The organism is Tissierella creatinophila DSM 6911 (assembly GCF_001940565.1).
GTDB classification, from domain to species: Bacteria; Bacillota; Clostridia; order Tissierellales; family Tissierellaceae; genus Tissierella_A; species Tissierella_A creatinophila.
The window spans coordinates 1-18,697 of record NZ_LTDM01000026.1; the positions used below are offsets into that span (position 1 = coordinate 1).

21 protein-coding genes are annotated in these 18,697 nt (G+C 27.9%); all 21 read right to left on the reverse strand.

Annotated features, from left to right (window positions below):
• Window positions 1-249, reverse strand: a 249-nt coding sequence (locus TICRE_RS07665; RefSeq protein WP_143583104.1) for a hypothetical protein, incomplete at its 3' end; no start/stop codon positions are given.
• Between the two features lie 67 nt (window positions 250-316).
• Window positions 317-901: a TetR/AcrR family transcriptional regulator gene (locus TICRE_RS07670; protein WP_075726778.1), complete on the reverse strand. Its 585-nt coding sequence runs from the start codon at window positions 899-901 to the stop codon at window positions 317-319.
• A gap of 531 nt (window positions 902-1,432) precedes the next feature.
• Window positions 1,433-1,786 carry a hypothetical protein gene (locus tag TICRE_RS07675; RefSeq protein WP_075726780.1) on the reverse strand — a complete coding sequence of 118 codons (354 nt, stop codon included), beginning with the start codon at window positions 1,784-1,786 and terminating at the stop codon, window positions 1,433-1,435.
• Window positions 1,787-1,969: 183 nt separating this feature from the next.
• On the reverse strand, window positions 1,970-2,512 hold the full coding sequence (locus TICRE_RS07680) for a hypothetical protein (RefSeq protein WP_075726782.1): 543 nt from the start codon (window positions 2,510-2,512) through the stop codon (window positions 1,970-1,972).
• A 130-nt stretch (window positions 2,513-2,642) separates the two neighbouring features.
• Complete coding sequence (locus TICRE_RS07685) at window positions 2,643-2,876, reverse strand: hypothetical protein (protein WP_075726784.1); 234 nt, start codon at window positions 2,874-2,876, stop codon at window positions 2,643-2,645.
• Window positions 2,877-2,878: 2 nt separating this feature from the next.
• Window positions 2,879-4,033: a M56 family metallopeptidase gene (locus TICRE_RS07690; protein WP_075726785.1), complete on the reverse strand. Its 1,155-nt coding sequence runs from the start codon at window positions 4,031-4,033 to the stop codon at window positions 2,879-2,881.
• A 23-nt stretch (window positions 4,034-4,056) separates the two neighbouring features.
• Entirely contained in the window at window positions 4,057-4,461 is a 405-nt protein-coding gene (locus tag TICRE_RS07695) for a BlaI/MecI/CopY family transcriptional regulator (RefSeq protein WP_075726787.1), read from the reverse strand.
• Window positions 4,462-4,542: 81 nt separating this feature from the next.
• On the reverse strand, window positions 4,543-4,752 hold the full coding sequence (locus tag TICRE_RS07700) for a hypothetical protein (protein ID WP_233120171.1): 210 nt from the start codon (window positions 4,750-4,752) through the stop codon (window positions 4,543-4,545).
• Window positions 4,753-4,893: 141 nt separating this feature from the next.
• Complete coding sequence (mobV, locus tag TICRE_RS07705; RefSeq protein WP_075726791.1) at window positions 4,894-6,216, reverse strand: MobV family relaxase; 1,323 nt, start codon at window positions 6,214-6,216, stop codon at window positions 4,894-4,896.
• Window positions 6,217-6,635: 419 nt separating this feature from the next.
• Complete coding sequence (locus TICRE_RS07710; protein WP_075726793.1) at window positions 6,636-7,568, reverse strand: hypothetical protein; 933 nt, start codon at window positions 7,566-7,568, stop codon at window positions 6,636-6,638.
• Window positions 7,569-7,719: 151 nt separating this feature from the next.
• Window positions 7,720-8,733 (reverse strand): type II TA system antitoxin MqsA family protein, encoded by a 1,014-nt coding sequence (locus TICRE_RS07715; protein WP_075726795.1) that lies wholly within the window; start codon window positions 8,731-8,733, stop codon window positions 7,720-7,722.
• A gap of 146 nt (window positions 8,734-8,879) precedes the next feature.
• The gene (locus TICRE_RS07720) at window positions 8,880-9,197 is read right to left on the reverse strand and encodes a hypothetical protein (RefSeq protein ID WP_198927529.1); all 318 of its coding nucleotides are present in this window, start codon (window positions 9,195-9,197) and stop codon (window positions 8,880-8,882) included.
• A 445-nt stretch (window positions 9,198-9,642) separates the two neighbouring features.
• Window positions 9,643-10,134 (reverse strand): DNA-binding protein, encoded by a 492-nt coding sequence (locus TICRE_RS07725; protein WP_075726797.1) that lies wholly within the window; start codon window positions 10,132-10,134, stop codon window positions 9,643-9,645.
• A 53-nt stretch (window positions 10,135-10,187) separates the two neighbouring features.
• Window positions 10,188-11,240, reverse strand: coding sequence for a replication initiation protein (locus tag TICRE_RS07730; RefSeq protein WP_075726799.1), 1,053 nt, complete (start codon window positions 11,238-11,240; stop codon window positions 10,188-10,190).
• 489 nt (window positions 11,241-11,729) lie between these two features.
• The gene (relB, locus tag TICRE_RS07735; RefSeq protein ID WP_075726801.1) at window positions 11,730-11,954 is read right to left on the reverse strand and encodes a type II toxin-antitoxin system RelB family antitoxin; all 225 of its coding nucleotides are present in this window, start codon (window positions 11,952-11,954) and stop codon (window positions 11,730-11,732) included.
• Between the two features lie 18 nt (window positions 11,955-11,972).
• Window positions 11,973-12,239 (reverse strand): type II toxin-antitoxin system RelE family toxin, encoded by a 267-nt coding sequence (locus TICRE_RS07740; RefSeq protein ID WP_075726803.1) that lies wholly within the window; start codon window positions 12,237-12,239, stop codon window positions 11,973-11,975.
• Between the two features lies 1 nt (window position 12,240).
• Complete coding sequence (gene relB / locus TICRE_RS07745) at window positions 12,241-12,477, reverse strand: type II toxin-antitoxin system RelB family antitoxin (protein ID WP_075726805.1); 237 nt, start codon at window positions 12,475-12,477, stop codon at window positions 12,241-12,243.
• A 91-nt stretch (window positions 12,478-12,568) separates the two neighbouring features.
• Complete coding sequence (locus TICRE_RS07750) at window positions 12,569-12,910, reverse strand: hypothetical protein (RefSeq protein WP_075726807.1); 342 nt, start codon at window positions 12,908-12,910, stop codon at window positions 12,569-12,571.
• A 220-nt stretch (window positions 12,911-13,130) separates the two neighbouring features.
• Window positions 13,131-13,703 carry a tyrosine-type recombinase/integrase gene (locus TICRE_RS07755; protein ID WP_075726809.1) on the reverse strand — a complete coding sequence of 191 codons (573 nt, stop codon included), beginning with the start codon at window positions 13,701-13,703 and terminating at the stop codon, window positions 13,131-13,133.
• A gap of 205 nt (window positions 13,704-13,908) precedes the next feature.
• The gene (locus TICRE_RS07760) at window positions 13,909-15,585 is read right to left on the reverse strand and encodes a methyl-accepting chemotaxis protein (protein ID WP_075726811.1); all 1,677 of its coding nucleotides are present in this window, start codon (window positions 15,583-15,585) and stop codon (window positions 13,909-13,911) included.
• A 102-nt stretch (window positions 15,586-15,687) separates the two neighbouring features.
• A partial coding sequence (locus tag TICRE_RS07765; RefSeq protein WP_143583106.1) for an EAL domain-containing protein occupies window positions 15,688-18,697 on the reverse strand: 3,010 nt, incomplete at its 5' end.

An 18,697-nucleotide genomic window follows, 5' to 3' on the forward strand; every position in this document is an offset into this window, starting at 1 on the left:
CATCAAGCTATATACCGATGTCCATCCTATAGCTGAGATCCTTCTCCAAAATATTGCAGATTTAATATCACTAGCAGAATTTGACATAGCAAAACTAAAGGCCCAAATGGACATAGCTATACAAATCCCTAAAAACATCTTATTTTCTTGTTCTGTTTTATTTATTAGAATTATATGTATTCCCCAATAAAGGTAAATACAGAATGCTAAAAAAAACATAAAAGAAATTATTGTCGCTCCAAATTCCATCAATCATACCCCCTTTTTTTTAATTATCTATATTAATTATTTTATTTATTTGTCTTATTCATCTAATCTAAGATTGCATTTCTTCCCAGTATGAATTAAATAAGCTTTCAATGGTTTCCTGCTCTTTATAATAATTTAATCCAATCTTCCCAATAAAGTATCTTATAATACACATATCAAAAGTAGATATAAATCGATCTATTGTTATTTCATTCTTTATCTTTTTATCCTTTTTTAATACATCATATATTTCATAATAATTTTTCATATTAGTAATATTTAAATTATCTTCAATTATGGATTGTAATTTATCCTTTAATTCAACAGGTGGGAAAAATATAATTCTTGCTAAAAATTTTAATAAGTGTGGATTTTCTTCAAGAAAAAGAACTTGTACTCTTAATAACTCTAACATCTTTTCTTCTAAAGGTATATCTATATGATCATCATTTAGACTAACGCCTATATCATATTCACTAATACAGTCTTTAAATAAATCAATAAATAAATCTTCCTTTGATTTATAATGAGAATATATTGATGCAGCTTTAATTCCTACCTTATTTGCAATATCTCTCATAGATGTGCCTGCATAACCATTTTCGGCAAACAATATATATGCTTCATTTTTTATTCTATCTATTGTTTCCATATTTTTCTCACTCCTTTATTTATTTTTATCAACTAACTAACGTTAGCAATATAATAATTGTACCATAAATTACTTACTATAACAATTTGTTGTATTAATTTAGATTCAAATTATAAAGATGTTAAATAAAATAAAGATAACATTTGCATGGAAAGGGAAAGAACTTAAATAAATTAAAGCTTTAGTAGAATTTATTAATGAATATATCAGTCACTTATATTTTGATTTTAATTATGTCCTTTTAGGGTGTACCTAAGAGATCAAACAATGCTAATAAATTTCATTTTTATATATTACCTTTAAAAGTAATCTTTTATTTTTAGTCTAAATCCTATATTTTGTTATTAAAAACTTCATGATCCCTTAGTTTTACCAAAATAGGTTAAATTGAACATTAAGACAAACTCAAAAAAAACAAAAAAGGACAAAGCAGTAAACCTACTCTGTCCTAGTTATATCAATTGTTCTAGCTGTTTTGGTGAGTTTTACTTAATTGACATTTTGACAAACTGGGAATAGCAGTTTTGATTTTTAAAATAATTCTATTATAAAAATAATTGGTGCAAATATATATGCAATTAGAATTGATGTTTGAGGTATAAATAGTAAATCTATAAATTTACTATTTTCAACCCATGCACTTACTCTATTATGTGCATAAGCATACAATAGCGTAGACAATGCGAAATATATACTAATTAATATATATGGCCATTTAAAAGGGTCTTTTTCAAATTGTCTAGTCATTAACATATAATATCCAAAATATAAAAATACACCTATAAGTAAACCAATTATAACATCTGAAATGTCAATTTTACTTTGTTCTTTAGCTTTATTTTCTTTATTAATATCTCTGATGTTTTCGTTTAAATTTTTTTTCATATTTTTCCTCCTTATTTCAACTATATTAGAAATATTAATTATTGTTTAATATACTAAACAATAATTTGTCTAATTAAAATTTTATTTTAAAATAGATAAACATATTGATTAATGTAAATATAAATTATTTAGATAATGTAAATAAAAGACAAAAACACTTATATAAGTGTTTTTGTCTTTTATTTATTTTGCTAGCTCTCCTCTACAGTTATACGCTGCAACAGCTATTTGCCCTGCCATTATTACAATGTTAGCTTTAGATGCAACAGCTCCTGTTGCTTTTATAAGTAATTTTGCTGCAGCTGACCAAGCTTTACCTTGTACATAACCCACAAAAGAATCTATAAGTTTCCCACTTATTAAATCAGCATATACACCAAAATAATCTCTAAGTATGCAATAACCATAATCAATTTGTCCATAAGTTTGGTATTCATCGCCATAATCACTAGTATATGCAAGATTTAATTCGTAAAGATCTTTTGCTACTTCATCTCCATTTTCAATTCTTTTCTCTAATAATTCTGGGTTAGTAACAATATATTCATTTTCTTCGTTGAAATATCCTACTTCTTCAAAATAAAACTTTAATTCTTCTTCAAGTAGAGCCTCTTGAACTTCAATATCTGTTTTATCCTGATTATCTTGAGCATAAACAGCTCCTACTGGTGCAATAACACCAAACAGCATTACTAAAGCTAATAAACCTGATAAAATTTTTTTCATTTGATTTAAGTCCCCCTTCTATTTTTTAAAAAAACTACAATATAGTGATACGAGTTATCACTATATTGTAGAACATATCACACTGTATTTAAAAAATCAATTAATATATTAATTGATTTTAAAATTTAAATTAAGCCCATATCCAATCTGTTATCCAATATCCATATGTACGAGACCATAATCTTTTTTGCTGTCTACCGTTAACATCTCTATAATACCACTTAGATTCTTCAGCATAAGGTTTTATCTCCTCTATACTATAAGTTGTTACTTGTGAAACCGCTTGTACATCATTAGGTATGTTAGATAACACAAAAAAAGATAACAATAAATACACTAAAGCTTTTCTTATTCTACTTTTCATCTTTAATTCACTCCTTCTTTATAAATAGGTAAATTGTTTAAATCTTCATCTAATTCTTCTAAATCTTTTATACTATATTTAAAAATATTATCTATATGAACATCATAATCACCATTTGATTTTTCTATAATAAATGAATTATCTTCACTTTTTCCTTCATCTTCATAGATTTCATTGTTACTTGGCTTATAATCAGGCTGTATTATTATAAAGTATGATCCTATATATAAACATAAAGCTAAAACACATAATCCAACATTAAATATATTAAACCAACTTCTTTTTTCTTTATGATTTAAAACTATCCTGAATCTTTGCTTTAGAGAATCCATATCATCTATATTTATAAAATTAGGTACAGTACTGTATTTGATATTGTTACTTTTTGAGTCTTTTATAATTTTAGTTATAGATTCTAAGTATGTTATTTTTTCTTCAGCTGAAAAACTAGCTGTAGTCTTTAAATCACATTGGATTTCCAATATATGATTAAAGTTATTTGCAAACAAATGTGCAAAAGGATTCCACCAAAAAATATATTTAATACCCTGTATTAGGATTTTCTTTAAGGAGTCTCTCTCAAGGAAGTGGTTTATTTCATGAGAAATAATATATTCTAATTCTTCTTGTGAAAAAGTGATATCTGGAATATAAACTTTTCCTTTTACTACACCTACAATAAATGGTGAGCTTATTTTATCATTTTGAACTATATCTATTTTATCTATCATTTTTGTTTGTTTTAGTACTTTATTAAATCTCCCCTGATTCTCTGTACTTTGGTTTTTATTAAGTTTATTTAAACTCTTTTTAAAGTTTTTATATTTTAAAGCATTACTAACTATTAGTATTAAAGCTACAGTTATCCATGTAAAGATGAATAACTGTAGTATATTTATACCAAAGTCTTTTAAGTATAATGGTTTTCTTATCAGGTCATAAATTTTGGGGAAAATACTTCTTGATCTTATGATTACTGAATCTGGTATTTCAAAATTAAATATCAACCTAAATATACTTAAAAAAAGAAAAAATACTAATGGAAAGGTACTAAATGAAATAATGAAATTATCCCTTTTTCTAAAAGTATTTATAATTACCATATATAAATTAAACCACAGCAAGGACATGACAAAAGAAAAAAATGTTATCTGCATTTTATGTCCCCCTTTTTAAATATTTACAACTTATCTTTATGTTCTTTGATTATATCTTCTAATTCTTTCAGACTTTTCTTATCAACCTTGTTTGATTTTGCAATAAAAGAAACAAAATCAGAAATCACAGAGGTCTCAGGATTTATAGTTTCAAAGCTTTGCTTTAGACGTGCTATGTCATATTCTTCAGCAGTAAATGTTGGCTCATAAGTTCTGCCGTAGTTAGTTGATGTTTTTACAATATCACATACTCTAATAGATTCTTTATCTAACAATCTATTTAAAAATACATGTATTGAGCTTTCTTTCCATCTTCTATTTTCTGTTAAATTTATTATCTCTGATCTTGTAAGTGGTCTTCCTTCCCTCCACATAGTTTCAAGCATTTGCTCTTCTTTATCAGATAAATCAAATTTATTATCACTCATACTATCACCACCTATTAAGTTTATATAAATCATTATGTATTATATCATAAATCAGTATATGATATGAAGTTTAACAACAAACTAATTAATATTTTTAATCAATTCATTTAAACTAAAATAATATTCGAAACTACTCCAAGATACTATTTCATAATATTCCTTCCAATTATTTGCTTTTATAAATTGTTTTTTGTATTTATTGAATAAAATCAAATATTTTTTTTGTATATCTAAAACTAAAACATTTGTCCCCTCTGCCCTTACTTCCTCTCCTATACTCATCTTATTCACCCTTTAAATAGATTGTTATAAAACATATATAACATTATCAAATATCATATAACCATTTATTCAAAATTACAAGAAGATAAAGCGAATAGGTATATAGTAAACCATGCCCCTTGTATTAATCATTGTTATCAGATCTATAATCTATCTATCCATTCCACGATTATTTGTCTTTGTTTTTTCCTTTTTATTAACCTTATTTGTTTCTGCTGATCTTCTTTTTAGGGACTCAATATCAAATTCAAGTTTATTTTTTGTTTTAATTGGATTATCTTTATCATATTCTTTTTTAAAATAGCTATTTAAGCCTTTTAAATTTAATTTTTCAGATACATTCTGGACTAACTCCTTAAATGAGCTTTTAAAAGCTTCTATATCATCCGTACGCTCTTTTAAAAAGCTTTTTGTAGATTGATATATTAAACTAATTTCACTCTTTAAATCACTTATCTCATCTCTTAAAAAGGTATTTTCTTCTTTAAGTCGATTGAATGATCCAAGAGTTTTATTGTTACTATTTTTTAGTTCCTGATTCTCTCTAATAAGCTCTTTATTTTCAGCTTTCAATCCTTCATTCTCTTTATAAAGATCAGTATCTAATAAATTTAAAAATTTAACTTCTCTTTTTTTGCTATATGAATTGAAATCTTGAATACTTTTAAAATCTTTTTCAGATATAATTAAATTACCAGTAGGTTTTTTTACTGTTTCAGTTATTTCTCTTCCAAAAAGAGTTTTTTCTCCAGTAGGAACTTCTATTTCTTTCATTTCTCTTTTAAATTTAATATCATCAAGAGTTGTTTTAAGTGCTCTATCTTTAGTATAAGCTAAAAGTTCATCTTTCTTAATTTCAATCTCTCTTTCAATTTCTTTCTGTTCGTCTTTCATCTCTTTAAATTCAGGAACAGTTAAGTTTTTTCTTTCTGATCCTCTCTGCCCTCTTTCGATTTCAAAACCTACTTCTTGTAGATACTTAGGTAATTCTTCTTGAATATCTTGCAGAGCCACTCGATTAAAGACTCTCTTAGCACTTAGTTTATTATCTTTATCAAAAGGAACAATGCCCATATGCATATGTGGAGTAGTTTCATCTAGATGAACAGTGGCATATCTAATATTATCCTCTCCAAAGTTTTCAGCAAAATAATCTTTTACCCTTGCAAAAAAATTCTCTGTTTCACCTTCACTTAAATTTTCAAAGAATTTTCTATCACTTGAAATAATCCATTCATTTACAAGCACTGCATCTTTTCTAATTGCCCTGGGTGATGATTTCTTTTCATTAATAAATTTCTCAATATCCTTTTTATAGCTTTGAGTATTATCCACTAGATCATAATTTAAATAAGATCTATCAATATCAATTTCCTTATTAGAATGATTCTCTGTTTTTCTTTGATTATGATTTCCAATTCCTGTTAGGTTTTCAGCTTTCATTTTTTGCATCCTAGCAACTATCATTGACATAAAATCAACTCCTTTACAAAGTAGAGTAAAATTACAAAATCGGTCTATCTTCCAAGTAAAGTATAACACACTATACCTTATAATATAAGGTGTGTGCTCTGCGAGGCTTAAAATCAAAGTCAAAAGACAAAATCAAAGGATAAATTCAAGGTCAAAATCAATCAAGGTCAGAAACTTTATTGCTAAAGTTTCCCTTCGCTTTCACAAAGTCCAGGTAGTATTGTTTTGAGAAGTTCGCTCAAAAAATCTCCACCTGGACTTAGTGAATTTCATCTGTATATTTTAAAACTGGCGAAGGTGACAGAGATAAAATAATCCTCCTTCTTTCCTTCGCCTTAAAATTATATCAGATGAAACCACTCTCTAAATATGTTAAGGATAAATAAAAATTTAAGGCTCAGGATCTAAAGATAAATTTATTATTCTTTCTTTTTAGCTTCTTCTAGCTCTTTTATTTTTACTTCTAAATTCTTTATAATTTTATCGTTCGACCTTTCCTGATTCTCTAATCTTGTTTTTAATTCTTTTTCAGATGATAATTTTAATTCCTTTACTCTATTATCAAAATCTTTTTGCATAGAAGTTTTTAATTCTTTTGTTTCGTCCTTGTATTCAGCTTTTAAAATCGCTACCTGGTCTTTAAAAAAGTCTATTTGGGATTTAAGGCCATCAATTTCTATTTCCTTAGCTTTAATCTCATTTGCCTTTTGAGATACCTTTTGATTGACTAGATTTATATCTTCTTTTAGGGTAGAAATCTCTTCTTGATATTTCTTGTTTTTCTCAACTTCTGATGTCAGATTAACCACTAATTCATTTAGGTCTTTAATCTTTTCTTCTCTCTCTAGTATAACTGTATCCTTAAGATCCATAATCTCTTTATTTTTAAGTGTTTTTTCTTCATCTGCATCCTTAAGATTTTTTAATGATTCTTCTAGATTTCTATTTTCTTTCCAGAATTTCATATTTTCTTCATCTAGATTTTTTTGAGATTCTTTTAATTTATTCAGTTCTTCTTTCATCTTTAATAATTCTTTTTCTTTATCTTGTATTCTCTTTTGATACTTTTCTTCGTTGATCTTCTCCATATCAGTAGCAGTTTCAACTACATTTTTAATACAACTTACTATTCCAGCAGTATATGTTTCAAGGTTATTTATGTCTTGTTCAAACTTAGGAGCTGATAATTTAGTTTGGTTTAAATCAAAGGATTCTATTAAATTAGTAAGTAGTTCTTCACCCTTCATACCAGTAGCATCAGTAATATCTTCTATTCTTTCTCTTAATTCTCCTGGTATCTTAGCCGCCCAAGTCTTTTTCTCCTGTTTTGGTGTGTTTATTTCTTCATTCATAGCCTATTCCTCCTTATATGGATTGTTCAATAAGTAAACCTTAGTAAACTATAGTTTATTTAAGTTTACTCTATATTTATATTATACCATAGCTAAAACTAGAAAGATACAAGTTTTGTCAATAAAAAAGAACCTAGATTTAGGCCCCTTTTTAATTAAAATTCAAATTTAATTTATCAGCATAGTTATAAGAGATTAGATCTCTATCTTTATTATTAATCCAGCCCTCTTCTTCATGTGATAAGCGAGAGATTTCATTACAATCCTTTTCTTTTAATGTATTTATAACATTGTTTATCACTTCTATTTCTTCTTCTTTAAAGATGGATAAATCATATTCACCTTTACTTTTTATCTGAGTTCTTATATTGCAATCATATTCATATTCTTCTTTAAAGATTTTATCATCAAAATGATTTAATATCTCTTCGTACTTAAAGTCTTCAATAACAGGACCATAAGTGTATCTCATATATCTTAATCCAGTTATTGATCTTATATTGACTTTAAAACTTTCAAAGTCAATAAACCATAGATATTTATTTAGACTAGTTTTATATAAATCAACATTATCAGCAATGTAACTTACAAGATTTATTAACCTTTCAATATCAAATTTCCTATATCCGTTATACTCATCTTCAACATGTGTTAAAGAACTTATTACCATTTCTTGAAAAAACACCTTATTAGATTTTTTTAATTTATTTTGAATCTTTTCATAAGTCCTGGTTGTTATTCTTTCGTTTTGAAATGCATCATCAACCTTTTCTTTGAAAATGTTTTGATTAGAAATGATTAACTTTAATAGATCGTTATAACTTTGACTTGGCACAGCACCTCTTTCATAACGATTGATAGTCATTTTACCCCAATTTAATATTGATGTAAGTTCTCTTTGAGATATATTATATCGATCTCTAAAATCAATTATTTCTTGTGAAGTAATTATATCAGCAAGTTCCTTGTACTTATTGTATAATCTTTCGAAGTTCTCACTTTCAATCTCTGAAACATATATATCATTATCACAAATATTACACACTGCAATTATTTCTTCAACATTAACTTCATATCCTTTATAACTTTCAATTATTTCCCCCCTTGTATTATAATTTACATTTTTATTACAATTTGAACAGTAAACTCCTTTGGTTATATCCATATGTCTCCCCTCTCTTCATATCAATTACAATATATAGTCAGTTTATATCTTTATATAATTCTATAGTTTATCTAAACATATAAACTAGCTATATAGAACAAACAATACTTACTATTGATATTATTTGCTCTATACCCACAATTTTTTTACTCGTCTTCATGGAAAGATATAATGATCACTTGCTCTGGTGGATTATATCTAATTTTTATATAAATAATCACCTCATCTAAGTAGGAACTTTTAAATTTAAGAATGTGACCTGGGTAACCATCCCGATCAGGCTCAGGTCCTCCTATACAGTCACTAGGACTTAAATCCAAAATTATTTCCCTTAGATCCTTGTCATCTAAAAAATATTTTCTCATAAAGTCTACATTTTTAGCCCTGGGAGTAGGTATGCATCCGTTATTAATAATTATCTTTTTTATGTTTTTAAGAAATATTCTTCTAAATTCTATTTCCATATATCCGTTAGTTCCCGCCTTTCTGTATATCATATTTTATTCGCAAGATGTTGGTACTATAATTATAACAGATATATCGAAAAAATGCCATCAAATGATGGCGATATACTAATATATTTCCCTCTTTGAAGTATTTTACTCATATTTATTTAACTTAATATATTTTTTTATTAAATTTCTTCATATTAAGTTTAATTCTATAAAATATTGTGAAAAATTTAATAAAAAAAACAACAAAGACAACGTGTGAAATACACACTATGCTTGTTATCTCAAACAATCTGTTTATTTAAAAAATCGAGCAAAGTGACACTGATTAAACTTGAGCAGAGCAGCAGATTTTAATTTATAAAGTTATAGAAAACTTCCTATAAGATTAAAATTTTAGTTTTTAGGTTTGTGACTACAAACCCGTTGACTGTCTTACTAATAATTAAACTTTTATTTATTCTTTATTTCTAGAAAACAAATCTTTAAAGGAAAATTTTTTATCTTTAGATTCAATCATTTTTGATTGATCCTGTTGTCTATGAAGTAAAATTTGATTATTTTTATTTAATTCTTGATTAGACTCTATCATATCCCCTAATCGTTCAATCTGTTTATCTTTAGATTCTAATTGCTTATCTTTAGCAATTAGTTGCTCATCTTTAATAGCAAGTTGTCCTCTTAAAACATCTATAGTTTCCTCTAAAAGACTTATCAACTGTTGTGAACCGTTGTTATCAAGTTCAACAACTGGCTCATCAACTGGTTGTTCCAAACTGTTTGCTATTATCTCTAGTCCTCCTGGTTCTATCATCTTTACAGTTCTTTTTCCTCGTTTAACTTCCACTACAAACGGTTTAAGTTCGTTTGCCAACTGCTGGTTAATTTTCTTATACACTGCTTGAGGAGTTATTCCTAATTTATCTGCTAGTTGTTGAACTGTTAACATATAGTTTCATCTCCGTTCAATCTATATTTCTTGTGTTTTAGCCATGTTCCTTATCATTCAAAAAGTTTCCCATATTTTAAAGTTAATGGATCTTGATGGAATTTAAGTAATGTTCTTAGGTTACTATAATCTTCCCTTATTGCTTTTAAAAAATAATTATAAGCTCTTCTATTAGCCTTATCTTTCGTATATTCATAATAATATAGCATATAAGCACCTACTGCATCATCTCTATTTTGTTGTATAGCATCTATATTATCCAATTTTTCAACCGTTAATATATAAGCATTATTTATTTCAGAATCAGTAAAAACTAGTTCATCATCATCAAAGATTTCTTTAATAATTTCTATGTAATCTACAAATCCTATATCTTTTAGTTGTTTAATTTCTTCCTCAGCTATAGATTTTTCATTTTCTTTTACACTAAATTTAAATTTGATTTTATCTATTCTTCTACCTAGTTTTATCTTTTCATAAGTTACGAAAAGATTTGATATATTGTTTAATTCTGTAACTGCTGTTCTAATAACTCTATCCTCAAAATTGGTAAACCTCTTATATTCTGTATCTTCTACTCCCATTTTCTTTCTCAATTCCTCAACTGTTATAGTAAGTGATTTATGATTAGTGTATTCCCATTGAATTAACAACTCATAAAGTCTTATTGAATACTTGGATCCAAGTTGCATGACTTCTCTTAAGGGGTATCCTTTATAATGTTCCTCTAATTTTAAAAGATATGGTTTCATATATTTAGAAAACTCAATTTCAATTATAGCCTCTTCTGAACCATATTTACACCTAGATAGCCATTGTATTATCTCCCAATTTCCATTTGGATAATTAATTTCAAGTTGTTTACTCATTAATCCTTTTGCTAGATTTTTTATATAAGTGTGGTTTTTAGATTTTTCATCGTTCCCAATTATACTAAAAAATTCAGATACAGGCATTTTGAGAATTGTAAAGTCTTCTCCTGTAAAACAATTAACTTGACTAGCTGCATATAATATTAGTTTTTGTTCTACTAAATTTAAATTATATCTTGCTTCAATTAATTTATTAGTTTTAAAAACTTTAATTTTATTTTCTTTTTCGGCCATGAACCTCACCCCTTTTTTAAAATTATATCATCGTAATAACTACATGTCAATTAGTGCGATGTTATATTTACTATGTAGTATATGGTATTATAAATGTAGTCATATGGTATTATAAATGTAGTCATATGGTATTATAAATGTAGTCATATCTCCTAGCAATCACTTGCAGTTACTGGGGTGTAAAAGCCTAAATTCTTTTAATTCTTTAAAGCATTTAATCTTTATATCTTTATATCTTTCTAAGAGAAAAAGTTATCCACAGGATTGAGATTTTTAAAACCTAAAAGTAAAATCTTAAAATCACTGTTAAAAAATATAATTTAATCAAATTTGAAAACGAAGTCCTTAAATCAAATTTAAGGACTTTTAGTATGCAATTAATACAATTGTATAGCTTGTACATAAAAAAGCCCCCTAGATACAGTTTTGAAAGTTACAGCTATATCTAGGAGGTATAAGTGAGTCTATCAAGTTCTGGATTTTTATTACTTATAAATCTAACATCTTTTTCACTTCATCAAAACTATAGGTTTCAAGAGATCCATCTTTAACTTTTTTTTCATATTCTTCGATACTTTTCATATCAATTTCATTTTCAATCTTTTCTTCTAAAGCTTTCTTAAACAAGGTAGACAGAGGCATATCAAATAATTCAGCATATTTATTAAGGGTTCTTTCTTCTTCTTGATTAAGCTTTATTTGAATTATGCACATAGGATCATCCTCTCTATTTTATTTATATACTTTACTTCTATGCTCTATATTAACTACTAATATTATTAATTTATCCTCTTGTATATCAGTTATGATCCTGTAATCTCCTACTCTGTATCTAATGCTACCTACAAATTGACCCTTTAATGACTTTCCTTTTTCGTAAGGATCACTACAACCCTCTAGATTTTTATCTATCCAGGATAAGATATATAATTTATTATGATTATCTATCTTTTTTAATTTTTTAAGTGCTGCTTTTGAGTAAATAACTTTATAAGACATATTACAGTTCTTCTTTCTTTAAACCTAGCTCGACCAAGACTTCATCATGAGTATAGGTAACGGGGTCTTTTTCAAATTCCTTCATTCCTTCTTGATACAATTTTAAATGAATTTCATTTTCAATTATATCGTCAATACTCTCTCTAATTACCTCTGATATTGTCTTATTATTTGTTCTAGCATAGCTTTCAAGCAATCTTTTATCTTCTTCATTCACCCTGACATTAATAGTATCCATATCTAAACACTCCTTTGTATTACGTTGTAATACAATTATATATAAAATTTAAATTTCTGTCAATAAAGTGACTAATATTAAATATTTAATATTAGTCACCAAAATCCATTGGAATATTTCTTTTTTCAATTTCTTCAAAGATTTTTTTTGAGCTTTCAGACTCTATATATTGCTTTCCGTAATATTCTTTTAATATTTCTTTTCTTGTTCCTTCAGTCCAATCCATAATTTCATCAAGTTTAATATCACTGAATTTACAGAGCTCTTCAAATAACCATTGGTGCATTATTGTTCTTGGTCTGCCTGTTTTTTTATACAACTTAAATTTTTCTGAGTAAATCTTGATTTCTATAACATCTTTCAATATTTCATCTACATCTACTTCTTTAAAACTATTCTTGCCTGCTTTTCTAAAAACAATTTTTTTATCCATATAATTAATTCTCCTTTTTTATACTGATCTTAGCCAACAATTTTTAAAACATTTTTATTGATAATATTTAAATCGAAACACGAAGCTCTTAAATCGATTATAACCTCTCTCAGCCTATTATCAATACAATTCTATAGCTTGTACATATAAAATCCATGTGTCAAGCATTATGAGTCTTTAAATGATATATAAACCTATAGCTCTAGTCCTAAAAACAATATTAAATATTTAAGCTCCCATAAAGATCGTTAATATCATCTTGCCTGACCCCTAAATAACGTTTTGTAACAGTTAAATTACTATGATTTAAAGTTTCCATAATTAAGGCAGGAGAAAATCCTTTTTTCCAGGCATGGTAACCCCAGGTTTTTCTTAGTGTATGAGTTCCCACATTGTCTTTAACTCCTACAGCTTTAGCTGAATCTTTTAATATATTAAGTGCTTGTTGCCTGGTTAAAGGTTTGTTTTCTCCTTCTCTAGATTTAAAGATATAATCGGTCATAGTGTAGGTATCCAAGCTATTTAAGAGCTCTTTAAAGGCATTTTGAGAAGTCTTATTTAGCTGAATTTCTCTTCTTTTATGGGTTTTTCCTTCCAGGAGGTTTACAGTCTTAAAACTCTTCTTATTAGGATTTAAAACATCACCCCATGTTAAATTTAAGAGATCTGAAACTCTTAGAGCCACATTAATTCCGACCACAAATAAAGTATAATCTCTTATGTTATTTCCCTTTAAATATATTTTCATTGAATCAATCTTTTTAGGATCTCGTATTGGATCAACACTTACCATAAAATCTACCTTCTTTCTTAGTTTTACATATGATTATTATATCACAACTTAAGACAAGCTCAAAGAAGAAAAATAAAAAAGGACAGAGTATAAAACCCACTCTATCCTAGTTGTATCAATTGTTATAGCTCTTTTTCCCAGTTTGTCTTAATTAGCATTAAGACAAACTCAACTTAACTTTATTTAAATAGTTGAAATTTATTTGTTAAATAGTAAATACACTAGCTGCACTATTTAATTCTTCAGCTACCTTAGCTAATTCTTCACTTGCATTATTTATTTCAGTCATAACTGCGTTTTGTTCTTCAACTGATGCGGCTGCTTCTTCAGTTCCAGCTGCATTTTCTTCTGCTACAGTAGCCAGGTTCTCTATTAAATTCGTCAATCTTTCTTTTTGTGCTGCCATATCTTCATTTGACTTATTAACTCTGGAAATTACTTCTTGTATTTCTTCTAAGGACAATGAAATTCCTTCAAACTTCGCATTTGTTCGGTCTACACTGCTTCCTTGAGAATTAATGATTTCTTCAACTTGATCCATAGTCTCTACTGCTTCTAGTGATTTTGAGGTTAAATCATTAACTATAAGTTCTATCTCCCCAGTAAAGCTATTTGAGCCTTCAGCTAATTTTCTAATTTCCTCAGCAACTACTGCAAAACCCCTTCCAGATTCTCCAGCTCTTGCAGCTTCAATAGCTGCATTCAGTGCTAATAAGTTGGTTTGCTCAGATATGCTTTGGATCATTTCAATGGCTTTGGCTATATTAGCCGCACTTGCATTGGTATCATCAATCACAACACCGATTTTTTGTATTGCTTCTCTCACTTCTTCTGTTTTATCAACTAAATCACCAATAAGTTCCAGTCCTTCATCTTTAAGGGTATTCACTTCTCCGGTGGAATGATTTAATCTTTCAATATTAAGATTATTTAATTCCATCTCTCGATTTAACTCTCCCATGGCATTAGATCCATTCTCCACATCTTCAGCTTGTAAAGTTGAGGTATGGGCTATTTCTTCAATTACAGTTGCCAGTTCATCAGCAGCTAATTTCGATTGGTGAGTTGTTGCAGTTAATTCTTCCGAATGAGCAGCCACCACTTCTGCCCGGGTTATTACATCTCTTAAAATATTACGAATGGACTTTTTCATATTCATATTAGCACGAGCAATTTCTCCAAATTCATCTTCCCTAGCTTGAAATTCTTCTGGCGCATCAAGGGAGAAATCCCCATTAGCCATCATTTCTGTATCAGCTTTCATAGAATTTAGAGCTGTAAGAACTTCTCTAGAAACAAAATAAAGAAGAGATATTATTAACAGTGCCGCTATTGAACCAATTATTACTACCCCTCTTCTATTATAACTAATTGAATCATTTAAATTATTATAATTAAAACCTATTTTTAAAGCACCTATGGTTTCATTGTTTTTTACAACAGGATAAATCATATCAAGAACCTCTGTCTTATCAACCTTTTCTTCCATATCTCTTGATATTACTAAGTTATTACTTAAAGCATTCACAACCTCACTATCACTACTCATATCACTATTTATAAAATCTGGATTACTATTTGCAAGATAATTATAATCCTGATCAATATAACCAGCATATTCAACATCCTCATTGGAAGCTAAATCTTCTATTATTCTCTGGTATCGCTCTTGATCAATTTCCCCATCATTTAGTCTATCAGCAACGCTCCCAAGTAGAACTTCAGTGCTTTCTATCATTTCTCCTCGCATACTGCTGTTTGTTTGAATGCTCACGCTGATTACAATCCCTATAATTGCTACAATGACTAATAATACAGGCATGATTAATAATTTAGTTCTTATGGATTTTGTTCTCCTTTTGTTCTTGTTTTCATTTTTCATGTCTTTAATTCTCTCCTTTTTTTTTAACTATTTTATGTCTATAATATTTGGTATAGCTAATCTATTTATTTCTTTTTATAACTCAATTTTTCCTAATGTATTTTAGCTGTATTGAGGCTTAAGAACTTTTTCTGTTATAGATGGTTTTTCTGATTCTTTAAGTTTTTTTAATATCTCCTCAACCTCCTCAGCTGTCATAGGCTTATAGTAATAGTATCCTTGTACATAATCACACATTTTCTGGTTTAAGAAATCTAACTGTGGAGCTGTTTCTACACCCTCAGCTAAAACATTCATTCCTAAACTTTTAGCCAGATTGATAATAACACCTGTTATGGCTTGATCTTTCGGACTTTTCTTAATCCCTTGGATAAACTCCATATCAATCTTAATTCTATCTATAGGTAAGTTTTTAAGCCTACTTAGTGAAGAATACTCTGTTCCAAAATCATCGATTGCGATAGAAACACCTATTTTCTTTAACTTCTCTAATACTTTTATGACAAAATCTGTTTCTTTAATCGCTATGTTTTCTGTAATCTCAAGTTCAAGATACTTAGGGTCTAATTTTGATTCTTTGAGAATTTTCTCAATATCATCAGCTATATTTTCATTTATAAATTGTATACCTGATAAGTTAACTGCCATTTTAATATGAGCCAAACCCATATCCTGCCACTTCTTATTTTGCCTACATGCTGTTTTAAGAACCCATTTACCAATGCTATTTATTAAGCCATTTTTTTCAGCTAAAGGTATGAATACCACAGGGGAAATCATTCCATATTTAGGATGCTTCCATCTCAGTAAGGCCTCTAGACCAGTTATCTCTTTACTATTTAAATCTATCTGAGGTTGGTAATGAATACTTAGTTCATTTCTTTCTAGGGCACGATAGAGATCATTTGAAAGTTTCATATTTTTTTCAACTTCATTTTTCATATCAGGTGTGCATAAAGAATATTGATTTTTTCCATTATCTTTTGCTTCATACATTGCAGTATCAGCATTTTTAACTAGGCTTTCTGAATCTTCTCCATCTATAGGATAAGTCGCTATTCCTCCACTGGCAGTAATAAAAACCTCCTGTCCATTTATGATAAAGGGTTTTGAAAACACTCTCATAATATTGTCTGCAATCTTTGAAATATCATTATGGTTATCAATGTTATTTAAGAGAATTATAAATTCATCTCCACCAAATCTAGAAACTGTGTCTGTTTTTCTTATTCTTTTAGATAATCTATCGGAAACTTCTTTAAGAAGATAATCTCCTCCATCATGTCCCATAGTGTCATTTACAGATTTAAAATTATCTAAGTCTATAAACATGATGCTAACAAGCCTTTCATTTCGCTCAGCTAAGCTAATAGCATTTTCAACTCTATCTTTAAATAGGAATCTGTTTGGAATTCCTGTTAAATTATCATAATATGCCATATATTCTATCTCTTTATCAGCTTTTATTTGCATAAAACCGCTGGATAAAATATTTGCCATAATATTAAGCATCTCTATGTTTTCAGTTGACCATATTTTGTTTTCTAAGACTGAATCAATACCTATAAAAGCTTTAATTTTATCATTTACCATAACAGGAACTGAAACTAAAGATTTTACTTCTTGTCTATGGAGCTGTTCTTGCTCTTCCCTTGCTTCTTTTGGCATTTCATCTACATCTTCAATATATACAATTCCTTTAGTTTCTAGCTCTTCTATCCACCAAGGAAATACATCTAATGGTATTTCTTCAATTGTTCCTACCTCTTTATTTATTCCCCTATTGCACCATTCATTTGAATATGTCATAGTGTCATTATCAGGATTTATAGTAAATAGATAAGTTCTATCTACATGGAAAAACTCACCAATTTCTTTTAGTAAGTTATTAATTTTCCAATCAAAATTTTCTTGATTGATATCTAAAAAATCAAATAAAATATCTGAGACTATTTTTTGAAATTCAACTTTATTTTTATTATCTTTTATTTTAGAAACATACATTTTATTAGTGGATAATCCTATGAAAAATGCCACAACAAGCATTCCTATTCTTAAAATATAATCATACTTGTCCACTACTAATGTTATCTCAGGGTGAACTATCCAAATTAAGATTTGTGTAATAATTGATACTATTGTGATTGAAACAAGCAATATCCTTTTACTAAATATAGTAGCGGCTGCTATTAGTATCATGGTAAAAGCCCAAACTGTTACACTTCCATATTCAACAAACATAAATAAGCATATGGGAACGCTTAAAATTAAAGCTATTGTAGTCAGATTTCTTTTTATATTTTCTTTTTTTATATTTTGAATAAGCCTTATAATAATTCCTATACTGCAAATTATTAGAGCTTTTAACAGTGCAACTTTAAAGGCATTTTCTTCATCTATATAGGGTATATACTCAGATAAAAAAGTAAGAAGGGATGCAGTATAAAATCCTAATGATATATTCTTAAATATATTCTCTTTTTCTTCACTAGTTAATATTATTTCTTCTTTTTTAGAAATTTTCGCCTTAAATATATCAAAATACCTTACTGCATAATACATTGAACCTGCCGGCAATAAAATAAAAATTGGACCTAACTGTGGCATGGGCTTATTCAGTAAAGAGGTCATTACTATATCTGTAATAGTACCTAGTGCCCCACTAGCAAACAAAGAGTAGGCAATAAGTTTTGCTCTCTTTGCAGTTTGTCTATCCTCTATTCTTCTTTGCCATATCCAAACAACCAATATACTCATTAATATATAAGAAATATAATACAATCTAAAGAACATATCCAATCCATTACCTATTGATCTACTGGTCCAACCTAAATCTATTTTTATTAAGTTATGTTGAGTAATTGCTAGCTTATTTGAAAAAGAAAAAATATACATATTTATAATTGCAGGAAGATGTAAAATCCCTAGTAATTTTGTCTGTTTAGAATTTAGTTTTTTATTTGATATCAATATCAAAAAATGTAGCATCAAGCTATATACCGATGTCCATCCTATAGCTGAGATCCTTCTCCAAAATATTGCAGATTTAATATCACTAGCAGAATTTGACATAGCAAAACTAAAGGCCCAAATGGACATAGCTATACAAATC